Origin of the sequence: Rhodococcus sp. NKCM2511 (assembly GCF_014905595.1) — a bacterium.
Taxonomy (GTDB): Bacteria; Actinomycetota; Actinomycetes; order Mycobacteriales; family Mycobacteriaceae; genus Rhodococcoides; species Rhodococcoides fascians.
Genome location: NZ_BNHJ02000001.1, coordinates 1623598 through 1645054 on the forward strand (window position 1 = coordinate 1623598; position 21457 = coordinate 1645054).

General features: G+C 62.8%; 25 protein-coding genes and 1 tRNA gene. 15 read left to right on the forward strand and 11 right to left on the reverse strand.

Annotation, left to right across the window (positions count from 1 at the left end):
* Positions 1-5: 5 nt before the first annotated feature.
* Positions 6-1397 (reverse strand): GntP family permease, encoded by a 1392-nt coding sequence (locus JLZ96_RS07350; protein ID WP_201009759.1) that lies wholly within the window; start codon positions 1395-1397, stop codon positions 6-8.
* 125 nt (positions 1398-1522) lie between these two features.
* Entirely contained in the window at positions 1523-2083 is a 561-nt protein-coding gene (locus tag JLZ96_RS07355) for a molybdenum cofactor biosysynthesis protein (protein ID WP_032365947.1), read from the reverse strand.
* A 74-nt stretch (positions 2084-2157) separates the two neighbouring features.
* On the opposite strand from JLZ96_RS07355, the gene JLZ96_RS07360 reads away from it, so the two are divergent.
* Positions 2158-3702 carry a carboxylesterase/lipase family protein gene (locus JLZ96_RS07360; RefSeq protein WP_201009760.1) on the forward strand — a complete coding sequence of 515 codons (1545 nt, stop codon included), beginning with the start codon at positions 2158-2160 and terminating at the stop codon, positions 3700-3702.
* Here JLZ96_RS07360 and JLZ96_RS07365 read toward each other — a convergent pair.
* Positions 3695-4561, reverse strand: coding sequence for a DNA-formamidopyrimidine glycosylase family protein (locus tag JLZ96_RS07365; RefSeq protein ID WP_032390788.1), 867 nt, complete (start codon positions 4559-4561; stop codon positions 3695-3697). The two genes, JLZ96_RS07360 and JLZ96_RS07365, sit on opposite strands and share 8 nt — an antisense overlap.
* Positions 4562-4590: 29 nt before the next feature.
* On the opposite strand from JLZ96_RS07365, the gene JLZ96_RS07370 reads away from it, so the two are divergent.
* The 3 genes from JLZ96_RS07370 to JLZ96_RS07380 are packed head-to-tail and all read left to right on the forward strand — an operon-like array spanning position 4591 to position 6278.
* Entirely contained in the window at positions 4591-5391 is an 801-nt protein-coding gene (locus tag JLZ96_RS07370; RefSeq protein WP_308436820.1) for a thymidylate synthase, read from the forward strand.
* Positions 5388-5897 (forward strand): dihydrofolate reductase, encoded by a 510-nt coding sequence (locus JLZ96_RS07375; protein WP_201009762.1) that lies wholly within the window; start codon positions 5388-5390, stop codon positions 5895-5897. Before JLZ96_RS07370 ends, JLZ96_RS07375 begins: the two co-directional genes overlap by 4 nt.
* Before the next feature lie 54 nt (positions 5898-5951).
* Complete coding sequence (locus JLZ96_RS07380) at positions 5952-6278, forward strand: cupin domain-containing protein (RefSeq protein ID WP_027495987.1); 327 nt, start codon at positions 5952-5954, stop codon at positions 6276-6278.
* Here JLZ96_RS07380 and JLZ96_RS07385 read toward each other — a convergent pair.
* Positions 6271-7131 carry a universal stress protein gene (locus tag JLZ96_RS07385; protein ID WP_201009763.1) on the reverse strand — a complete coding sequence of 287 codons (861 nt, stop codon included), beginning with the start codon at positions 7129-7131 and terminating at the stop codon, positions 6271-6273. The two genes, JLZ96_RS07380 and JLZ96_RS07385, sit on opposite strands and share 8 nt — an antisense overlap.
* A 103-nt stretch (positions 7132-7234) precedes the next feature.
* Positions 7235-8140: an acyl-ACP desaturase gene (locus JLZ96_RS07390; RefSeq protein ID WP_201009764.1), complete on the reverse strand. Its 906-nt coding sequence runs from the start codon at positions 8138-8140 to the stop codon at positions 7235-7237.
* Between the two features lie 334 nt (positions 8141-8474).
* On the opposite strand from JLZ96_RS07390, the gene JLZ96_RS07395 reads away from it, so the two are divergent.
* The 11 genes from JLZ96_RS07395 to JLZ96_RS07445 all read left to right on the forward strand — a co-directional run bounded on the left by JLZ96_RS07395 (position 8475) and on the right by JLZ96_RS07445 (position 17516).
* On the forward strand, positions 8475-9707 hold the full coding sequence (locus JLZ96_RS07395) for a CdaR family transcriptional regulator (RefSeq protein ID WP_027495984.1): 1233 nt from the start codon (positions 8475-8477) through the stop codon (positions 9705-9707).
* Between the two features lie 74 nt (positions 9708-9781).
* Positions 9782-10486 carry an ABC transporter ATP-binding protein gene (locus JLZ96_RS07400; RefSeq protein WP_176456678.1) on the forward strand — a complete coding sequence of 235 codons (705 nt, stop codon included), beginning with the start codon at positions 9782-9784 and terminating at the stop codon, positions 10484-10486.
* A complete protein-coding gene (locus tag JLZ96_RS07405) occupies positions 10483-12954 on the forward strand; it encodes an FtsX-like permease family protein (RefSeq protein WP_201009765.1) in 2472 nt (823 codons plus the stop codon). Before JLZ96_RS07400 ends, JLZ96_RS07405 begins: the two co-directional genes overlap by 4 nt.
* Positions 12955-13106: 152 nt before the next feature.
* Complete coding sequence (locus JLZ96_RS07410; RefSeq protein ID WP_201009766.1) at positions 13107-13733, forward strand: isochorismatase family protein; 627 nt, start codon at positions 13107-13109, stop codon at positions 13731-13733.
* Positions 13734-13848: 115 nt separating this feature from the next.
* Positions 13849-13924 (forward strand) — tRNA-Arg (locus JLZ96_RS07415).
* A gap of 141 nt (positions 13925-14065) precedes the next feature.
* Positions 14066-14215 (forward strand): hypothetical protein, encoded by a 150-nt coding sequence (locus JLZ96_RS07420; RefSeq protein ID WP_201009767.1) that lies wholly within the window; start codon positions 14066-14068, stop codon positions 14213-14215.
* A 480-nt stretch (positions 14216-14695) separates the two neighbouring features.
* On the forward strand, positions 14696-15055 hold the full coding sequence (locus JLZ96_RS07425) for a hypothetical protein (protein WP_201009768.1): 360 nt from the start codon (positions 14696-14698) through the stop codon (positions 15053-15055).
* 62 nt (positions 15056-15117) lie between these two features.
* Entirely contained in the window at positions 15118-16089 is a 972-nt protein-coding gene (locus tag JLZ96_RS07430) for a hypothetical protein (RefSeq protein ID WP_201009769.1), read from the forward strand.
* Positions 16067-16600, forward strand: coding sequence for a hypothetical protein (locus JLZ96_RS07435; protein ID WP_201009770.1), 534 nt, complete (start codon positions 16067-16069; stop codon positions 16598-16600). The genes JLZ96_RS07430 and JLZ96_RS07435 overlap by 23 nt, the downstream gene beginning before the upstream one ends.
* A gap of 339 nt (positions 16601-16939) precedes the next feature.
* Positions 16940-17167 carry a hypothetical protein gene (locus JLZ96_RS07440; RefSeq protein WP_201009771.1) on the forward strand — a complete coding sequence of 76 codons (228 nt, stop codon included), beginning with the start codon at positions 16940-16942 and terminating at the stop codon, positions 17165-17167.
* Between the two features lie 94 nt (positions 17168-17261).
* Positions 17262-17516, forward strand: coding sequence for a hypothetical protein (locus JLZ96_RS07445; RefSeq protein ID WP_201009772.1), 255 nt, complete (start codon positions 17262-17264; stop codon positions 17514-17516).
* 164 nt (positions 17517-17680) lie between these two features.
* On the opposite strand, the gene JLZ96_RS07450 is transcribed toward JLZ96_RS07445, so the two are convergent.
* From JLZ96_RS07450 to JLZ96_RS07475, 6 genes are all read right to left on the reverse strand, one after another.
* Positions 17681-17980 (reverse strand): hypothetical protein, encoded by a 300-nt coding sequence (locus JLZ96_RS07450; protein WP_201009773.1) that lies wholly within the window; start codon positions 17978-17980, stop codon positions 17681-17683.
* Positions 17977-18813, reverse strand: a complete 837-nt coding sequence (locus JLZ96_RS07455) for a phage major capsid protein (RefSeq protein WP_201009774.1) — start codon at positions 18811-18813, stop codon at positions 17977-17979. Before JLZ96_RS07455 ends, JLZ96_RS07450 begins: the two co-directional genes overlap by 4 nt.
* Before the next feature lie 289 nt (positions 18814-19102).
* The gene (locus JLZ96_RS07460) at positions 19103-19612 is read right to left on the reverse strand and encodes a hypothetical protein (RefSeq protein ID WP_201009775.1); all 510 of its coding nucleotides are present in this window, start codon (positions 19610-19612) and stop codon (positions 19103-19105) included.
* Positions 19609-19959 carry a hypothetical protein gene (locus JLZ96_RS07465; protein ID WP_201009776.1) on the reverse strand — a complete coding sequence of 117 codons (351 nt, stop codon included), beginning with the start codon at positions 19957-19959 and terminating at the stop codon, positions 19609-19611. Before JLZ96_RS07465 ends, JLZ96_RS07460 begins: the two co-directional genes overlap by 4 nt.
* Positions 19956-20258 carry a hypothetical protein gene (locus JLZ96_RS07470; protein ID WP_201009777.1) on the reverse strand — a complete coding sequence of 101 codons (303 nt, stop codon included), beginning with the start codon at positions 20256-20258 and terminating at the stop codon, positions 19956-19958. The genes JLZ96_RS07465 and JLZ96_RS07470 overlap by 4 nt, the downstream gene beginning before the upstream one ends.
* Before the next feature lie 491 nt (positions 20259-20749).
* Positions 20750-21442, reverse strand: a complete 693-nt coding sequence (locus tag JLZ96_RS07475; protein ID WP_201009778.1) for a hypothetical protein — start codon at positions 21440-21442, stop codon at positions 20750-20752.
* Between the last annotated feature and the right edge of the window lie 15 nt (positions 21443-21457).

Here is a 21457-nt window from a genome sequence, read left to right on the forward strand (position 1 = left end):
AGAGGTCACAGGATCCAGCTCATCGGCACGATCAAGGCGATGGCGATGACCGATGCCACCGACACGCCCACCGAGCACGTCTTGAGCGTGCCCCTCGTCGACTGGCCCATCAAGGACTGCAGCAGCCAGAACGTGTTACTGGTGACGTGCACGGCGAACAATGATCCGGCACCGGCGGCGAGCGCGATGAACACCGGGTCGAGACCGATCAGGGGCGCGACAGGCGCGAGGATGCCGGCCGAGGTGATGGCGGAGATCGTCACCGATCCGACCGCGATATGCAACGCGGCCGCAATGACCCACACCATCAACAGTGGAGCCGCGGTACTGGCCGTGAAGTACTGGCCCAGTATGTCGCCGAGACCCGCCTCGTTGATGACGGCTGCGAGCGATCCACCGACACCGGTGAGAATGAGGATCTGACCGCTCTCCGCGAAACCACGAGCGAGAGCTTTCTCCACCCGCTGCTGGCCGACGTGGTAACGGCCGATGAGGCACGTCCCGACCAGTCCGAGGAGCAGCGCGATGACCGGGCTGGCGATGAATTCGACTACCGGAACCGATATCTCGGCGACTTCGAGAACGGCACCGATCGCGATCAGGACGAGCGCGAGCAGCAACGGCGAGAGCAACACCAGCAGCGAGGTCTGCTTCTCGGTGCGCACCTTCTGGGCCACGCCGCCGCCGGCACCGAGGGGCTCGTCGTCGGACTCGACGGGCTCCGAGACCACCGGCTCCGACACCGCGACGATCTGTTGCTCGTCCTTCTCCTCGTTCCACCAACCGTGGCGGAAGACGAACGACATGATGGCCACCGACAGCACGACGACAGGAACGATGAGGATCAGTCCGTAGATCATCATCTTGCCCAACGGCACGCCGAGCAATCCGGCCAGCGCCAGCGTCGCGACTCCGGGAACCATGAACACGATGCCGCACTCCAGGGCGATGGCCAGCGCCGTGGCCATCCTCGCCGTGCCGTATTTGCCGATCTTAGGGGCGAGGTTGCGTGCGAGCGGTGCGGAGATCACGAGCAACACGTCGAGGAAGATGGACTGCAACAGAGTCGCGATGGTCAGCGACAGCGCGTACGGGAGCCGCTTGGGGCCGAAGGCTCTCAGCAAGGTGCCGACGAGACGCTGGATGGCGCTCATCTCCTGCAGCACCGAACCCATCAGGACGCCGAACGCGATGAGCAATCCGACCTCGGCCATGATCTCGCCGAATCCGCCAGTGATCGTGTCGACAGTGGTCGACACTCCCAGCTTGGTCGCCAGGCCCAGGTACGCAGCCCCGAGCACCAGCGAAATCACCGGGTTGAAATGGAAACGAACGATGAAGACCACCACCGCCAGTACTGCGACGACGGTGTTGATCACGATCCACAAATCGGACATCGGTAGGTCTTTCCACCAGAGAGTGACCGCCGCCATGCATGACGGGCCGGTGTGATGCGTCGCACCATTGCTCACATTATGGGCACAGATTTACTTCGTGAGCAAGAGCGACCCCTGGCTTCGCGTCAGATGGGCTGCGCGCGCCGAATCGACAGCGCAGCTCGCGAGGCATCCAGTTCGACCGGGGAACGCACCGACAGCGGCCCGACTCGCAGGATTCCGTCCGAGAGCGGCTCGACCCGCAATCCACCGCGACCGATCAGTGCCTTGCGAGCGCCGTCGACCACCATGCGGTCCATCCACGCGCACGGATGGGCAGGTCGGCCGCCCCGGAAGCGAATCCAGCCGTCACCGGAATCGAGCTCGAATTCCAGTCCGCGCAGTGGGTCGAGTTCCAACCCGCGGACCACAACGTTTCGTCTGGCCACGGCCGGGTCGGGAACGTCGACGCCCAGTACCTCGCCGACGGCGTCCCAGGCTTCGAGTGCCAGAAAGCTCACCGCTGCCTCGGTATGAGCCTTGACCCCGAAGAACCGATCGCCGCGGATGCCCTTGTGGGCGACGATCTCGACGCTGTCCGGCAATTCGGTCGGCACCTCGGCTGGGCCGTCCTTGGATCTCCCGAAGTACGCGTGCGAGGGCGCTCGCAGCAGCTCCACTATCTCGGCTCGATACTCGAAAGGCATGCTTTCGAGTCTGCCCGGTACCCGACCCTGCCGGTTCTTACCACCGGGTAAGAAGCGCCCGGTAGTATCGCGAAATGGCTGTGAAAACACGCGTGACCACTACGGACGGCATGATCGAGGGAAAGCCGGTCGGCAATCTCACCACCTGGCGGGGCATTCCTTACGCCGCCCCTCCCGTCGGTCCGCTCCGGTTCCGCGCACCTCAACCCACCCAGCCGTGGCAGGGCGTGCGCGACGCGACCGAGTGGGGCAACGCATCCGTTCAGCACAAGCGGGGCACGATGCTCGCAATCGGCAAGTACCAACCGTCGAGCGAGGACTGCCTGACACTCAACGTCCTGGCACCGAGCACGCCGAGCACGACACCCAGACCGGTCATGGTGTTCATCCACGGCGGTGCGTACACCCTCGGCACGTCGGCCACCCCGCTGTACGGCGGAGGTTCGCTGGTCCGGCGCTCGCTGCAGGACGGCGACGGCATCATCTACGTGTCGGTCAACTACCGACTCGGCGCTTTGGGCTACCTCGACATGTCGCGATTCTCGACCCCCGAGCGGCCGTTCGATTCCAACCTGGGACTACGCGACCAGGTGGCGGCATTGGAGTGGGTAAAGCGCAACATCGCCGAGTTCGGCGGAGATCCCGACAACGTCACCGTCTTCGGCGAGTCCGCAGGCGGCAATGCCGTCACCACCCTGATGACAGTGCCCGCCGCGAACGGCCTTTTCGCCCAGGCAATTGCCGAAAGCTCGGCACCGGGCATGACGACCGCCAAGCACCGGGCGGACCAGTGGGCGAGCGAGTACGTCGGGTACCTCGGAGGCACCGCCGAGACCGCGGTGGAAACCCTGGAGAACGCCGAGGTACTGGCACTCGGCCGAGCAGGCACCAAGCTCGGACTCACCACGCTGCACCGCACTCCCGGCCTGCTCCCCTTCGGCCCGGTGATCGACGGTGATTTCCTTCCTGTCGATCCGGTCGAGGCGTACGCGAACGGCACCGCACACGACGTGCCGCTGATCATCGGCACCAATGCCCGTGAGGGAACACTGTTTCCGAAGTTTCTGGACGCGTTGCCCACCAACCCCGAACGCATTTCCAAACTCTTCTCCCTCACCGATCCCTCGGCGGAACCGGTTGTCACCGGCGGATACCGTGGATACCCAAGCGAGCGGGCCGCCATCGACTTCGGCGGGGATTTCACGTTCTGGAAGCCGTCTCTCGAAGTGGCCGAAGGACATTCGCGTCACGCACCGACGTACTTCTATCGCTTCGACTTCGCCCCTCGGTCGATGAAGTTGCTGGGCCTCGACGCTACTCACGGGTTCGAGTTGTTCGCAGTCTTCGGCATCAACGAGACGTTGTTCGGCAAGGCCCTGACCGCGACAGGGGGACGAAAGTCGTTCGCGGAGGTCACCGAGCAGGTGCAGTCACACTGGATTGCGTTCGCCACCAACGGAAAGCCGTTGGAATCGTGGCCGGCCTACGACGAAACCGAGCGCAAGACATTGATCTTCGACACGCGAACTCGGGTGCAGAAAGATCCGCGCAGCGATCGCCGCAAAGCGTGGGAAGGCTATCGCGGCTACGCCAGCCAGACGCTCGAACCGGCTACTTGAGCAACCGCGACATTCGGCGGTCGGCAAGAATCTTGCCGGCCGTCTGGCACGTCGCGCAGTACTGAAAAGAGCGGTCCACGTAGGCGACCTCGCGCACCGGATCTCCGCAGACCGGGCACGGTAGCCCGGTTCTGGCGTGCACCCGCATGCCGGATCGCTTCTCCCCCTTCAGACGCGCCGCATCCTGCCCGGCCGAGCGGTCCACCGCGTCGGACAGGACCGAGCGCATCGCGGCATAGAGAACCGCGACGGATTCCGCGTCGAGCTTGCTCGACGACGCGAACGGCGAGAGCTTGGCGACGTGCAGGATCTCGTCCGAGTAGGCGTTGCCGATTCCGGCGAGCAACGATTGGTCCACCAACGAGGTCTTCAGACGAGCTGTGGTGCTGCCCAGAATCTCGGCGAATTCGAGCTCGGTGACCGTCATCGCGTCCGGCCCGAGCCGGGCGATGCTCGCAACCTCCTGAGGATCACGGACCACCCAGACCGCCAATCGCTTTTTGGTACCGGCTTCGGTCAGGTCGATGGCGGGCGTCGCGCCCTCGGGAGTGAAGAAGTGGATCCGCAGCGCCAACGGCCCCTTACCCGGTTTCGGCGGAGCAACACTGGGGTTGTCCACCCATCGCAGCCAACCCCCTCGCGACAGGTGGGTGATCAGCCACAGGTCACCCGCCTGCAGCGCCAGATGCTTTCCGAACCGCGCGGCATCGGTGACGTCGCGACCCTGCAGATCGGTGATCGGCGGATCGAAGGTCTTGAGAACGCTGAGCGCCGCGATGTCGATGCGGCCGATCACGGCACCGACGGCATGCTCGCGCAAGAAGCCGGCAAGGGCCTCCACCTCGGGTAATTCCGGCATGCGTCCAGTATGCAGCTACGATGGCCGTCGTGATGGTTCCGACTCCGTACGAAGATCTGCTGCGCCGCATCCTCGACACCGGTACAGCCAAATCCGACCGGACGGGAACCGGGACGACCAGCGTGTTCGGGCATCAGATGCGCTTCGATCTGGCCGCGGGCTTCCCGTTGATCACCACCAAGAAGGTCCATCTCAAGTCGATCGTCTACGAACTGCTGTGGTTTCTGCGCGGAGACTCCAATGTCACGTGGCTGCAGGAACACGGCGTCAGCATCTGGGACGAGTGGGCAGCTCCGGACGGCGAACTCGGCCCCGTCTACGGAGTGCAGTGGCGTTCGTGGCCGACCCCGTCGGGCGAGCACATCGACCAGATCAGCCAGGTCATCGAGACTCTGAAGACCGATCCGGATTCGCGGCGAATGATCGTCTCGGCGTGGAACGTCGGCGAAATCCCACAGATGGCCCTGCCGCCGTGCCATGCGTTCTTCCAGTTCTATGTCGCCGACGGCAAGCTCTCGTGCCAGCTGTATCAACGCAGCGCAGACATGTTCCTCGGCGTCCCCTTCAACATCGCCAGCTACGCACTCCTGACCCACATGGTCGCCGCACAGACCGGCCTCGACGTCGGCGAGTTCGTGTGGACCGGCGGCGACTGCCACATCTACGACAACCACCGCGACCAGGTTGCCGAGCAGCTCTCCCGCGAGGCGTACCCCTACCCGACTCTGAAACTGGCACAAAGGGATTCGATCTCCGACTACACTTTCGACGACGTCGAGATCGTCGACTATCAGCACCACCCTGCAATCAAGGCCCCGGTAGCGGTGTGAGTGCATCGAGAGAAGTCGGCCTGATCTGGGCGCAGAGTTCCAACCTCAAAATCGGCGAAGCCGGCAGGATTCCGTGGGAAGTACCGGAGGACATGGCCCGGTTCAAAGCCGTGACGATGAATCATCCGGTCATCATGGGGCGCAAAACGTGGGAATCTCTGCCCGAAAGGTTTCGACCGCTTCCGGGCCGTCGCAACATAGTGGTCACTCGAAACCGCTCGCTCGAGGCACCCGGTGCCGAGACCTGTGGCGGGGTGGACGATGCCCTGGCCCTGGTCGGAGACGAGACCGTGTGGATAATCGGCGGTGGTGAAATCTACCGATCGGCAATGCCATTCGCCACAACCCTGCATGTGACCGAAATCGATGTCGAGGTACCGGGCGATACGGATGCGCCAACGGTGGAAGGCGATTGGATCAAGAAGACGGGTGACTGGCTCACCAGCAGAGTGGACGGTAGACAGTTCAGATATGTGGAGTACGGGAAGCCTACCCAAACTGTTTGAGCGCGTTCATGATTCCCCCATCGCGGCTGCGGGTGGTGCGTCATACTGGCGGCTATGGACAAGAAGTCACTCACCGCACTTGCCCGTCAGCAACTCAAGCTCGCAGTCGGCGCGTCGAGTGGCCGCAGTTCGCAGACGGTGTACGGCGGCCACAGCCGCAAATTGAGGCAGACCGTCGTGGCGCTGGCCGCGGGTAACAAGCTGGCCGAACACGATCTCAGCGGTGAGTCGACCGTCCTCGTCCTCAGCGGCAAGTTGGAACTGATCAGCGGTGAGAAGACCTGGAAGGGCTCAACCGGCGATCTCCTCGTCATCCCCGACGCACGGCACAGCGTCGAAGCTCTCGAAGACGTCAGCTTCTTGCTGACCGTCGCTATGTGACCGCTTTCCTGACGACCAACACCGGGCAATCTGCGGTGTTGACCAGAGCGAAGCTCGTCGACCCGAGAAGCATTCCCCCGAATCCGCCGCGCCCCCGGTTACCCACCACGATCACCGCTGCCGTTTCGGACAGTCCGCTGAGCACTCGAACGGGGCGATCCTGGGCGACGACGCGTTGGACGTCGACCTCCGGGAACCGCTCTTGCCACCCGGCGAGACTTTCCGCCAGCACCGCTTCCTCGGTGTCGGCGATGGCCTGCCAATCCGCGGGCGCGCGACCGAACGAGCGCGTCAGATCCACGTCGGACCACACGTGTACCGCGATCAACGGAGCATCACGCGCCGAGGCCTCGGCGAACGCCCACTCGACCGCTGCCTGATTGACGTCGGATCCGTCCACGCCGACGACGACCGGGCCCTCGGCGACGGGACGGCCGTCGATGTCCCGGCCGCGTACGACGGCGACGGGTGACACGCTGTGGGCGGCCAGAGAGAGTGTGACAGCGCCCGTTTCGCTCGCTCCGATCACCAGGAGCTCGGCTTGGGCCGATACGCCGATGAGTACGTCCATCACGCCGCCTTCGACGGCACTCGAGGTCACCTCGAACGTCGGGTCGTCGACGACCGACACGGCCAGCGTTTCCGCGGCTGCGAGCCGGGATTTAGCCGTGGCGACGAATTCGGTTGCCTCGCCTGCGAATTCGCTCAGATCGACAACGCCTGGCATGTCGACGGCCGTCACGATGTGCAATCGCCGATCCCGTCGCCGAGCGCACAGGGCCGCCCAGATCACAGCCTTGTCGGCCGCAGCGGAACCGTCGATGCCGACGATGATCGGTCGATGCCCTGTCACGTGTCGGCCTCCGGTAGTAGCCCCGAGCCCGGTGGCTCGGTGAATGACGAACAGGGGTTCAGGCTAGTCGATGAATGGTCGCCGAAGGCGTGATGCACTCACCTCAGCTGGCGCGCAGCGCGTCTGCGTACCCCGGAGTTCGGGTGCGGTTCGCCTCGGCTGCCGCGGCCCGGGTGTCGAGATGGACCAGGTAGTCGGCCAATTGGTCGCGGCTGCGGACACCGACGCCCAGGTCGGTCCGCTCGAAGACGCGCCACCGAGCGAGCGTCGGCAGCAGCACCTCGTCGAGATGACGTCGAAGATCGAAGATCTCGTCCCGCTCGATGAGCATGGCGCTCCGACCGAAGCCGGGCAGGTTGGTACCCGGCAACTGCGCGTTCATGACTACTTCGGTGATCGCCGTGACGGTCGGAGCGGGGGCGACGTCGAGCGCTGCCGACACCAGATTCGCAAAGAAGGTGACGTGCAGTTTCTGGTCGTCGACTATCCGGCCGAGCAAGCGATCGGCAACCGGATCGTGGCACTGGTGCGCGGTATTCGTATGGCAGACGCTACTGATCGTTTCGTCGAGGGTCACCTGCGCCAGAGAACGAAGGAGGTGAGCGCCGTTCATCGGGGAGTCGAATCCCACCGTCTTGCACTGTGCGCGAGCTCGACCGAGTGCCGTCGGATCGACGCTGCGCGTGGCGACCAGATAGTCGGTGACGGCTGCAGCATGCCGGGTGCGCTCGGCGCTCCACTCGGCGAGCCAGGCAGGCCATGAGCCGGTACCCGACGCCGCGACCTCGCACCGATACAGCGGAATGTTCTGCTCGGTGAGGAGATCGGTGACCAGTGCCGCCTTGGCGGCTTCGGTCAGCGGTGACGTACGCGTTCCCCAGTACATCTCGGTCCGGACGAAATCCGTGGGCTGCCAGGAGACAGCTGTCGAGCGGTGGCGCGCGAGGTTGTCGTCGATCGTCGGCTGCAGTTCCCGTAGAACCGTGAACTGCCCGATGTCGCTGCGCATACTCGTCCTCTCACCCCGCTCGTCCGGACCGATCCGAGATCAAGGTAGGCGCGTAGCGCAGGCGATGGGACCGCCTTCTGCATTGTTTAGGGCAAGTCGCAAGGCCTCTCGTGGCCCGCTCGAGATAAATCACAACGAGTTTTGCCGAAACCATGGATCACACGTAGATAACAACCTATGATCGATCCTGTTAGAGGCCAGGAAACAAACTTGAAGTTTGAAAAACCTGCCATTTTGGCTGAAGTTGCATAGATTCACGACAGGAAGCGCGTTTCTACGCGTGAGTACGGTAGCTCTCTCAAAACCTGAAGAATCCAACACGAAGGGTTGATCTGTGACCGTTCACAACTCGACTGGCCTCGGAATCATGGTCGCAGGGCAGCCTGCTTCGGCTCCCCTTCGCGATTTTCGCGCAGTGGCGCGCCTCCTGGTAGGCCACTTCGCCGCCAATACTCCCTGCGGTTCACTTCCCGGTGAACAACTCCACGGAGACGTCACCGAATTCACCGTCAAATGCATCAGCATCGCCGTGCAGATGCTCGACGAGCGGCGCGCACCTGCCGAGTCCGACTTGGCCGAACTGCGCGCCAAGGCCAGTCAATGGGCTCGTGAGGGTGTCCCGCTCGAGTCCGTCCTCAGCGTCTACCACGAGGGCATTCAGATCGGTTGGAATCTGGTGTCCAAGCGGGCAGGAGAAGGCGACGCCGCCCAGTTGATCGAGGCTGCGCGCATGTTCGTGCTGCTGTCGGAGAAGGTCTCGATCGCGGCCAGCAAGAGCTACGTCGAAGAGCTTCAGGCGGTGGCGAGCGAGCATCACACAGCCGCGCACACGCTGGTCACCTCGTTGCTGAGCGGACACAACGCCGTCTCGATGGCCCGCCAGTCGGGCATCGAACTCGCCGACAGTTACCTCGTGCTCGCACTGTCGGTACCGCCGCACCCCGACGAGAACGACCCCAACATCCAGAAGACGGTGGCTGCACGGCGCAAGCTGCGTCGCGTGCAGGCCGAACTGGCCACCGTGTGCGGACGCACTCCCCTGTCGCTGCTCAGCACCGAGGGCGGAACCGTCCTGATCCCCGGCGTCCACGACGACGAGTGGGTCGAGGCGCTGGTGCACCGCATCGGTACCGCCGCAGAGGTCCCCGTCACCGCCACCGCCGAGCAGGCTGCGACAGCCGACATTCCCACCGCAGCAGACCAGGTCCACGAACTGCTGTCCCTGGCTCATCAGCTGCACCGCCCGTCCGGGTTGTACCGGATGGACGACCTGGTGCTCGAGTACCAGCTCACTCGTCCCGGACCGGGTCGACGCCACCTCACCCAGATCCTCGAGCCACTCGATTCGTCACCCGAATTGCTCGAGACCCTCGAGATCCACATTTCGCACGACCTCAACCGTCAGCGCTCCGCCCGGCAACTCCATCTGCACACCAACACCGTCGACTACCGCCTCAAGCGAATCGCACAACTGACCGGGTTCGACCCGACTCGTCCGTCCGGTATCCGCCACCTCCAGGCGGCACTGGTGGCCAGGCGGCTCGAATCCTCGCGCGGCGCAGCGTGATCTGAGAACTCCGACCGGTTTCTCGACCCGACGGCAGGTAGCGTCGGAAGTATTCGAGAAGCAGGGGATCATGCATGACGAAGTTGAAGCTCCAGTTGTCCGGCGTGGTCAAGGAGTACCCCACCGGCGAACAACCGGTCCGCGCGTTGGACGGCATCGATCTCACGATCGACGGTGGTCAGTTCGTGTCGCTGGTCGCGCCGTCCGGAGCAGGTAAGTCGACACTGCTGCACATGCTCGGCGCGCTGGACACTCCGACGGCCGGGTCCATTCGATTCAACGACGTCGAGGTCACCACCCTCGACGACAACGCACAGTCCGATTTCCGACGCCATCAGGTGGGCTTCGTCTTCCAGTTCTTCAACCTGCTGCCGACCATGTCGGCGTGGGAGAACGTCGCCGTTCCGAAGCTGCTCGACGGCACCCCCATCAAGAAGGCGAAAGCCGACGCGATGCGGCTGTTGGACATGGTGGGGCTGGCGCAGCGGTCCGAACACCGCCCGGCACAACTGTCGGGCGGCCAGATTCAACGCATCGCCATCGCGCGAGCCCTGATGATGGACCCGGCGCTGCTGATCGCCGACGAACCGACGGGCAACCTCGATTCCAAGACCTCCCACAACGTCCTCGAGATTCTTGCCGACGTAGCCCACGGCAGCGAGGGGCGTCGGGCAGTGGTGATGGCAACCCATGACCTCGAGGCGGCTCGGTCGACCGATCGCGTCGTCAGCATGATCGACGGCCGCGTCGACACCGACACCGCTGGTACACCTCGGTGATCGGTACCGCGCTCAGCAGATTTCGCGTCATCAGCCTCCGAGACCTCCGAATGCACTGGGTGCGTTCGCTGGTCTCGGCGGGAGTCGTGGCCGTCGCCGCGGGTTTGCTCATCGCCGTCCTCGGCACCTACGGATCGCTGACCGGATCCGTCGAACGTCTGGCGGTCTCGATCGCAGGCAATGCGCAGTACGAAGTGGTCGGCGTGACCGATTCGGGATTCGACCAGAACGAACTCGACGTCGTACGCGGTGTTGCGGGCGTCGATGCGGCGGTACCCCTGCTCCGCAGCATCGTGCGATCCGATGTCGGCGAGCTGACGGTACTGGGTGTCGATTCATCGATCACGGCACTGCAGTCCGATCTGCAGGGTGCGGTCGGCAACGCGGCGGGTCTGCTGTCCGACCCGTCGGGCGTATTGGTCGGAGCAGCAACGGGATTGACGCAGGGTGACACGGTCACGATCGCCGACAGACCCACTGCGGTAGTGGGCGTGATCGACGGCCCTGGCACGCAGCGTATCGGTGGAGGCATGTTCGCCGTCACGTTGCTGCCCACCGCGCAGGCGTTGACCGACCGGCCGGGCCAGCTCGATTCGATCTTCGTTCTCGGTGGCGGGGATTCGCTGCGGTCCGACCTGGACGCAGCGTTGGCCGGCCGAGTCTCGGTGATGAATCCGGAATTCCGGGCCGACAGAGCCGATCAGGCCATGAGTCTGACGCGCAATGCGACGCTGATGGTCTCCCTCATTGCGTTCGTCGTCGCGGCGTTCCTGGTGTTCAACGTCATGAACATGGCCATCGCCAAGCGTCGCCCCACCATTTCCCTGCTCCGAGCGGTCGGCGGTCGGCGCGCGGACATCGTCCGCGACCTGTTGTTCGAGTCGGTGCTGGTGGGTCTCGTCGGCGGTGCCGTCGGGGTACCTCTCGGAATCATCATGGGCCGCATCGCCATCGAGAGCCTGCCGCCGTTCCTGTCGCAAGCATTCGATGCGCGAATCGAATACGTGTTGCCGAGCTTCGCCATTCCCGTCGCGATCGTGGCTTGCGTGCTGGCCTGCGTCGGCGCGTCCGCTCTGGCTGCCGTTCAGGTGTATCGCATCTCGCCGATCGAAGCATTGGCGGTCGGCGGCGGAGAAACATCCGGCGGCCCAAAGCTGTCGTTCACGTTGGCCGCCGGCGTGTTCGGTCTGCTCGCCATCGCCGGATCGTTCGTGTTCGCCGTCAACGTCGACGGGCAACTGACCCTCGGTGCCGGTGCCCTGTTCATGTTCGGCGTCGTCGCACTGTGCGTCGGCGGAACCGGGCCGATCGTCTGGGCCACCGGCGCTGTGCCCCGCCGATGGGGTGGTGCCGGACGGCTCGCCACCGCGACGATCGAACGCGCCCCGCGGCGCATCTGGGCGACGGTGATGACCATCGTCATCGCCGTGGGAGTCAGTGTGGGAGTGTCCGGTTCGTTGACGAACATGACCGACTCCGCCGCCGAATCACTGTCGTCGCTCGCCGACACGGACCTGTACGTATCGATGAGCTCACCCGACGCCATACCGTCGGGCCCGATCGTTCCCACCGCCGTAGACGAGGCCGTGCGGGCGACGGCCGGCGTCTCCCGCGTCGTCGAAGGGCAGTGGGCCTACGCGACCATCGACGACGAGCTGGTCTCCATCCAAGGCGTCGCCGACGGAAGCAACGCGGTGACGCTGGCCTCGCTCCCCGCAGACGTACGCGCGGGATTGCTCGCGGGCGACGGGGTGGTGCTCTCGAAGGCGCTCGGTACGACGCTGGGCGTGACGGCGGGAGACTCCATCGATCTACCGACGCCGACCGGGGTGCAGGACGTACGCGTGCTCGATCTCGTGGACTATATCAACGCCGCCGGCGGCACGATGGCGATCTCGCTGGAGTCGATGCAGCGCTTCTACGACCGCCCGGGTGCGACGTACCTCGAGATCACCGTCGACGGAGACGTTGCAGCCGTGCAGAATTCGCTGCGGTCGACGCTGCCGCCCGAAGCATTCGTGTACACGGGCGCCGCGGCACTCGAGGGCACCAGCGCGGCCATCCGCCAATCCGGTGCGCTGGCCATCGCACTGCAGTGGATCGTCGCACTGGTCGCTGCCGTCGCATTGCTGAACACATTGACGCTGTCGGTACTCGAACGTCGACGTGAACTCGGAGTACTGCGCGCCATGGGCGGCGGCCGAGGAACCCTGGCACGCATGGTGCTCGCAGAGGCACTGTCTGTGGGCATCGTCGGCGGTGTGCTCGGCCTCATCATCGGTGCCGGCCTGCAATACCTGAGCACGCTGATCCTCGGTGCCAGCATCGGAATTCCAGTGCAGTACAACGCCAGTTGGACGGTGCTGTTGTACGGACTCGTCGCGTTGGGCCTCTCGCTACTGGGATCGGCTCCGCCTGCGGTACACGCATCACGCCTGAACATCGTGGATGCTATTGCCGCGGATTGAGTGGTGGGGATCGGGCTCGTTCTGGGGTGCTGGGGCCTAGGGATCCGCAAACGCGCGCGCGTTCGTCAGGTGCGAGCGAAATAGACAGCCAGCGGCTGACGACTCTGCGCGCGTCTGGCACATGCGCGCGCGTTTGTACGAGGATGACCGACGTGGCCACATTCAGCGTCGAAGTAGAGAAGTACGCGGTCGAGACTCTGCGCGACTGTGTGGGTGGTCCCGAGTGGGAGTTGCGGCCCGAGCGCGCGGCACTTCTGGTCCACGACATGCAGCCGTACTACCTGAACGTGCTGCACTCCTCGGTTCGTGCGCGGGTGGCTGAGGAAGCGTCGGCGGTGGTCGCGCGCGCCAGGTCTGCCGGAGTGCCGATTCTGGCGAGCGGTCCACGGGCGGCTGAGGCGATCGAACAGCGTGGACTGCTGGGGCCGATGTGGGGGTTGGGCCCGTCTGCCGACGACGTGGCGGTCACCGAATCGGACTTCGTTCCGATCGCGAAGCGCAGCTACAGCGCGTTCTACGCGTCCGATCTCGAGGTCGAACTACGCCGACGAGGCCGTGACCAGCTGGTCATTGTGGGTGTCTTCGCCTCGGCGGGAATTCTCGCGACGACGTTCGACGCTTTTGCCCGCGACATTCAGTGCTTCGTCGGCATCGAATCGGTCGCCGATTACACCGCCCACCAGCACCGCACCGCCCTGAATCTGATCACATCACTGACCGGTGTGGTGACCAGCAGCGCGAACCTGCTTCACGATCTGCGGTGCGGACCGCTAGACTGACGACCGCGATGTGGGCCCGCTGTGCAGTACCACAGTGACCCACCCGCAACCCGATTGTTCGACTGATCGAAAGACCTTGCTGGCCAGGGACTTTGGCGCACTCGTTCGATCACCAGCCTTCGTAGCTCAGGGGATAGAGCAACCCTCTCCTAAAGGGTAGGTCGCAGGTTCGAATCCTGCCGAGGGCACCATCTGACCAGCAGAATTAATGCTGAGCGACGATTCGTGCAATCTCCGTGCGATTAGATCCGGTTACGAGCCTCCGGCTCCAGTCGGCCCCGGCAAGTGTTCCAGCACTTGCACGGAGCCTCGGAACAAACGGAGTAAGCCGTATGAACCGTGCTCGCAGAATACTGCACGCCCAGATCCAGCCTGAGACCATTGCAGGCGTTCTCATGTGCCTCGGCGTCATTGCCGCCTACGCCCTCGTCATCGTCGTGATGCGCATGGTCCTCATCCTCGGGTGGTACGTCGGTGCCTGACGCCGCGAAAGCCGCTGAATCGGCCCGGCTCACTCTCACTGACTGCACCCCGCGCCTTCGCGCCGTCTACGTCGGCATCTCAGGTCGCCACCGCACGCCGTGCACCGTCTTGGAGCGGCGCGGCGTCCTCGTCGCTGTCCGCTGGCCTGACGGCGGTATCGAAGCCGTGCACCCCAGCAACCTGACTCGATAGTTCGACGCTCCACGTCGTTCTCTGCGAGCGCCCGACGTAAACCAGCCTCGTCCTGTTGAAGTGTCGACAATCCCGCAGTCCAGGCTGCGGGAGCCGTAGCCTCGCCCGATCATCGCGGCTTCGGTCAACTCTCGGCCGCTCACGCTTTCACGCGGGAGCGGCTTGGAGTCGTGGGTGCGAACGGTCGGCGGGACAACTGGGGCAGCTCCACTGGGGCAATCAGACACAGGGCGAAGCTCCGCGCTCTCCATCTCTAGAACCGATACCATCCCAACAGGAGGAAGACGATGAATACCGTTGTAAACAGCATTGGTGAGCTGGTCGAGGTCCGTGAAGCAAGAGCCGCTCACATGCGATTCGTGACTGTCGCTTGGGAAGGTAACTATCAGACCCAGACGATGCATGAATGCCCCGACGCACTGAGCTTGGCCGACGGACTTCGATCTGCAGCCGCCGCACCGGGGTTCGCGCAGTTGATCCCCGCAATGCAAGCAACGCTCCGTGTGAGCAGTGCTGTGCTCGAGGAGATCCACGCCGTGATTATCGAGTGGTCGGACGCATGCTCAGACCACATCGAACTGTCCCCGCGAGATGCTGACACGCTGGCCGATCAGATCACCGAAACAGTGCGCGCTACAGAACAGTAGAGCGCAATTGCACACATGTGTAGGCTCTGTTAACCCATGAAAAACGAGGAGCCGAGGAAGACTTGAGCAACGAAGTGGACGTCACCGGAGGCAACGACGGCGTGGGCGGGACTGTCGCAAAATCGGCCCTGGAGCCAGAGACCGCGCCAGCGCCGTTGCCGGGAAATGCAAGTGACTACCTAATCGGACTAGCTCAGGTGCATTTCGAGGGGCTTGACAATCCCGATAGCGTCTCGGACGCGGTTAAGCAATCCTGGACGGCGGGCGGCGGGAAAATCCTGTACGGTCGCCGTTGGACTATAACGAAAATCATCGAAGACACCGGCAATGGATACTTTGGAAAGTTGGGGTTCGTCCGAGAGGACGAGATAAGTACCGTGATGTTCGATGAAGAAGTCAAGGACTTTATTCAGGGGTCCACTTCTTCCGGCGTAGTTGTCCCCTTCTTTCTAACCACCTCGGGCCAGTTGGCGTACCAGCTTTTATCGGGCACCGTTAGAGAAACTACTTTCCTCCGCGCATTCTCTGAGATCATCAATCAGGGTGCCCAGCTCTTCGACTGGATACTTACACCAATCTCTATCGAGATCGATTATGCGAACTGGGTCACCGACATTGCCAAGGTAAGTCGATTCGACTTCACACTCGAACGGCCGAATCCCCACTATCACGACGACGACCTAGTGGAGAGAATCGTCGAGGAAACGGAAGCCGAGTACATTCGCCTCACCGGTCAGGCGCAGTCAGGCAAAGGTCTTAACACCGACTCCGACGCCTTTAAACAGGCTTTGGATCACGTTTCCCGCAACTATGGGCGAGCTACTATTACCGGCTCTGACCAGTCGAATAACGAAACCGTTTGGACTAAGCCAAAGAACTCGACGGCTAGAACCTTAGCCCGCGTCAAAGTACCTTCGTTGGGTCCGGGTGCCGAAGCCCCGCTCGAAGCTCTGAGAATTGCACTTACGCGCGTTCCAGCAGGCGCACAAGCAGTCGATTTGGACCAATCCGATGATGAAGCACTCGAAAGCTAGGAAGGCTATAGTCGCGGTGCGACAGAACTGGGACGCCACCACGAGCGTCCTAGTTGCGGCGGTTTTCGCCGTGGCGACTCTCGGAACTGGGCGGACCGTCGACAACATAACGCCCTATCTCGCTGCTGGAATCGCAGGGGGGCTTGCCGCAGCGTTTGCGACGGCGGTGCTGTCGCGTTGGCTCTACGACCATTTAAAAGACGACTATGGCTCACTTATCAGATCGACTGTCGACAAACATCTGAAGACTGCCATGCGTCCATATCTAGTTGTGATCTATGCAAGCGTGGGTGCTGCTATATATGCAATTGCACTAGCCTTCATATCGACAATTATTAGCGGCACCTGGGCGTTGGTGATTTTGACCTCGGGATATATTGCAATCGGACTTTATGTTCTCCTCGGTTTTATATCCCTTATTTCGATAACAAAACGCCACATGGCCCGGTCTGCTCGTATTCTTTACCTGAAAGAGGAAGAAGCCCGACGACAGCGGCGCGAGAAATCGTAGCAGCTACCGCTGGCTAAACACCCGGTCCGGCCAAAGGCCCTCGGAACCCGTACATCTGGTACCCACTGAGCGCCTGGCCAAAAAACCTTGGAACCCGTACATCCACCGAGCCAGTGGGCGATGCGTAGAGGCATCGCACCGGGTGGGAGGGGTCCCCCGCCCACCCCTAGCTTTCGCTCTTCGTACGGGTGTCTGCGCGTTTCCTTCACCCGTCCCACCCGTTCCTTGGCTCGTCCGGGACCGGCTTGCTACGTTTATTGGGCACCGAGTCGAACTCCGTTGCCACGCAATACCTTCCGGTGCCTGCCGACACATTCCCGCTCACGAAGGAGCCCCCGCATGTCCGTTTCTCTCGCCAAGACACCCGACTTCATCGATTACCCCGCTGCCGACATCGCTGAGATGGAAGAAGAACTCTGGGATGCCCGCGAGTGGGTCCAAACCTGCGCCGACCGCTGGGGTATCGACTCGATCGCTTACGCCCAGGCCGTCGAATCGCGGGACATCACACGAACTGTCCTGCGCTGCATGCAGCTCGGACAGCCAATCCCCACGGAACTGCTGTAGCTGGAGAGTCCCGAATGGTTGCAGCAGGGTTCGATTCCCTGCCTGGACACGTTTTTCCACAGTCCGACATCGCCAATGAAATGAGTGAATCACCATGGGGTACTACACAGATCGACTCCAGAAGAAGCGGGCCAAGGCGTCGCAGGAGCGTCGGATCGGCTACGCCCAAAGCGCTCGCCAGCATGTGAAGGACGAGGCCGAACACTGGCGGAAGGAAGCCAAACTAGCAGCGGCGACCGGGCAATACGACTACGCGATCGAATGCTGGAACATGGTGGCAGCGATGAACGACGCCTACGCCGAAGCGACTCACGAAGTCCTCCAGCGTCGTAAAGCGATGGGATACTGAGGAAAGCCGAGCACAATTCTGCGCCCCTCAACCACAAGCGGCACGCACCCGGGAACAGGAGGGAAACCAGGGTGCGTGCCGTTGCGGGGTTCAGGGAGCGATGACTGAGGTCGCTTCCTGATGGTCCTGGTCGCCCGCATGAGCAACGGTGACCAGGAGGCTTACTAGTTGCCGCTGGCAGGTTTCTTGTTCGCTGCGCGGCGGCGTGGTGCGGTGGGTGCCTTGGCGACGGACTCTGCCGGGGCAGGCTTGTCGTCATCCTCGGCCTCGGCTTCGGTCGGGTCGTCGTCCGCGACCTCCACCCATCGGTTCCGTACCCAGCCACGAACGGTGCCGGGATGAACGTCCACGAGTGAGCCGGGGCCGACTTGCCGCTGAGTCGCGATGTCGAACACCACGAACGGCGGTAGGACTCGACACCGAACGGCGTCCTCGGTGGCTACAGGTTGCGAGCGGTGGGTCACGGCGTCGTAGACACCTTCACCACTGCCTGCGGGTGCGGGAAACCGACACCCACGCGAGTCTTGCAGCGGATGGCCGTGCGGTCGCTAGTAAAGGCCACAGACTTGTCTGTTTCGACGGTAGCGTCTTCTCTGAGCGTGACGATGGCGCGGTCGGTGGGGATACTCCAGACCGTCCCTTCGCCAACTGCCGCCGAAACATAGAGCGGCACACCAGAAATGAGCCGCTTAGTTGGTGCGGTGGGGTCCGATCCGAGGAGCTTGACGTTCGATCCTGCGCCAGCCTTGAGCTTGGCGAGCTTCAATGCCACGGCGGGCGAGGTGACGAACGCCCCGACAGTAGCCCCGACCGATTCAGCGAGCATGAGCGCGTCATCTGCCCAGTCGAGTCCGTCGAAGTCATCGCCTGCGTCGACCGCCTGGACACCGGACAGCCCTGCGAGACCCGAAGGCCCGTTGGCGACCGAAGCGCCGAAGTAGGCGAGGTCGATCCGCTTTGCGATGTCGCGCGCGATGCCCCGACCAACCTCGGCAGCGGCGTCGGGGCCGGAATCAGCCAGTAGTTCATTTGTTGCGAAGCTGAGTCCAATTAGCTTGTGCGCCTTGATGATAAGCTCATCTACACCGAGGTCATCTATCGGCACCTCGGCACCTTCTGCCACCCAGCTAGCGGCGGGGTCATCGGTGATGATGGGTACCCGGTACTCGGCGGTATTAGTGAGAACGACGCGGCTGACCTGAGCCGCTACGGACTCGGCCAACACAGGTTGGATCAGGAGCTCGTGGAGCTGAGCTGCGGTGAGAAGTGGTACGGCTGTGGCGGTTGTGTTGACCATGATTGTGCCTCTATTAAGTTGGGGTGTAACGAATTTGAAGAAACTTCGATCCGTTTCCCACCAAGGGCAATCCGGTCGCGCCACAGACGCGTTTTATGAAGTTGTACCGAGTCCGACGCCAGCCGCTACCGAGTCAATCGGTGCGGTTGGGTCGGACTCGGGATGCAGGCCGCGAGCAATTCACGGTGGACTCTGCTCAAGGATTGGCCGGTTGCTCTGCACGCTCAGGTGCGGGCGCTGTGACCTGCTAGAACCATTCTAATGACTGTGTGGGCGCGCGCCAGATGTTCTAGCGACCTTTCAACACTGCGCCCCAGCTGGCTTTGCTGCCGCCACGAGACGCCGCCGGTCCCACTGCCACCTGCCCAAAATTCTGGTGTGTAGCCCCGACGCCGTGTTTCGACAGGCCGGGCCGGGACAGTTGGAGTTCCTTGGCCAGCTCGGCGACGCGCTCGGGATCGACCGTGCCGTCCTCACTGATTAGGTCCGCAAGCTCGTGTCCGCCCAGCTCCAGCAGATCGTTGCCCTGGGACAGAAAGACGCCCGCCAAGCGCGCCACCTCGGCGCGTTGCATCGTCTCCACCGTCGCAGCCAACGCATCTCGCTCACCCTCGGCTGCGCGTAGCTTTGTGCGCCACTTCGCGGCCTCGGCGTTCGGACCCTTGCCGGCTGTGTCGTCGGCGCTCTCCTGGGATTCGGAGCTGACAGACGACTCGGGGGTTACCTGGGTGTCGTCGGCTCCATTTTCGTCGGCGCTAGGTGCTTGTGAGGGTGTCACGTTGGGGGTCGTGGTGATCATGCTTTGTGTACTCCTGCGGTGGGGATTTGGTCTTTGAGTGAGGGCCAGGTGCGGATGCGCACCGTATTGCCCGCATAGGTCACGTGGGTTTTGAGCGGCACACCGGCGTATCCCGGCACTTCGTCCGGGAGGGTGAAGCCGAGCAGCCGCAACAACGTTCGCTCTGTGGCTGTGGCGGGCCGTCTGCGATTGCGAGGGCGGGCGTAAAGATCGTTCTCTGCGGTCGAGTCCTCGGCGTTCTGGAGTTCGTCGGGCAGTGGCGACGCGAACGCCAAGATGCCTCGAACGTCCGGGCTGCCGTCCGGTTTCGTGAGCCTCGGCGGGAGCTGTACGGCGTCGTCGTTCATCGGCTCGGCGCTTCGAGTCGGTAGGCGTCGTGGGACTCCGCTTGGAACGGTTTCGCACTCGCCACCTTCACGATGTAGCCGGTCATCTGGAGGTCATGGAGAGCGCGGATACACCGCCACTCCAGAAGTCCGGTCGCGGCTCGGATCGCAGCAATGCCAGGCGCAGAAACGAGTTTGTCGTCGGCCCGCTCCGCTAGGAATGCGCCTACGCCCTTCACATCGGCGGGTAGGCGGCTGTCGAACAGTCGAGCGGCCCACGCAATCGGTGAGCGGGGTGGCACTGTCATGGAAATGGTCACGGGATCTCCCTGTAGGAATCTGCGGTTGGAATCGAAATCTGAGACTCGGGTGCCCAATCGACGTTCTGGGCGGCGCTACCCCCTCCCAAGGACCCCAGCAATCGGCATCAGCGGGGGAAGGGGGACGGCCGCAATGAGGGGGTTGGGGGTTCGGTGGTGAGCGAAGCGAAGTGCTCTTGCTCTGTCGCTGATTGAAAAGATGCCTGGACGGGGGAGAAAGTTGTGTCGAGAGTTTTTGTTCTGTACCGAGCGGGTTGGGGTTTGCGCCTACCCAGTCCGGTGTAGTTCCTGTATTCGATTCACTTATCGAAGTCTCGGTGCGAGGTGCGCGCGGTTCGCGTCGAAGACGTGAACCCTGAGTGGTACCTGACTATTACCGGAGTAATACCTTAGAGAGGGCCCCTCATTGGGGTGGGTCATGGAAAAAAATGGGGTGGGTAGCGGAAAAAAGTGGGGTGGGTCATGGAAAAAACATTTCGGCTAGCACCTGCTTAAGCATTCGCTAGCGCATTCGGCACCATTATCTGGTCATAAACCCAGGTCAGAGCGTCAGGCCGTGTGATTGCGTAAATATTTTTCAGACCCTTTCTGTCATCGCTCTGCACTTCGATCCACTGAGACCGTCGCAGCTCCGATATCGCGGCCTCTACCGTTCCCCGCGCAGCCTCGGTCAGCGCCATGAGATCCTTGCAACCCAATTCGGCATAGCCACCGGACGGAGTGGTGCTATTCAGGATCTCGACAAGTACGCGGAACTGGCTGGCCGTGAGAGTTGAGCCCTTGTGAAGCGTGTCCAGAAATCGCAGCTTCGGGAACACGTCCGAATCACCGTGCTCGACTTCCTCCCACGCAATGTCGGGCCGCTTGTCGGCACCGAGCATGGGACTACCCAGCGTGTAGGTGTTCGCCTTGCCGCTGTATGCGCTGCCACGTTTGGTCACTTTTATGTAGCCGAGTTCCTGAAGCGTCCGCACAGAATCCTTCGCAGTGCGCGACGTCACCGACGCACGAGAGATCAGCGTGTCCATCGACACCATGCCTCCCCGCCCATTTCTCTGTACCCGGTTGAACACCTCCACCAGGATTCGGTACTGAGAGGCCGTGAGTTTCGGCCCTCGGTGGACAGTCTGGAGCCACCGAAGTTTCGAGAAACCCGGCGTGCCGACTATGTTTTCATCGGTCATTTTTGGTCGTCCATC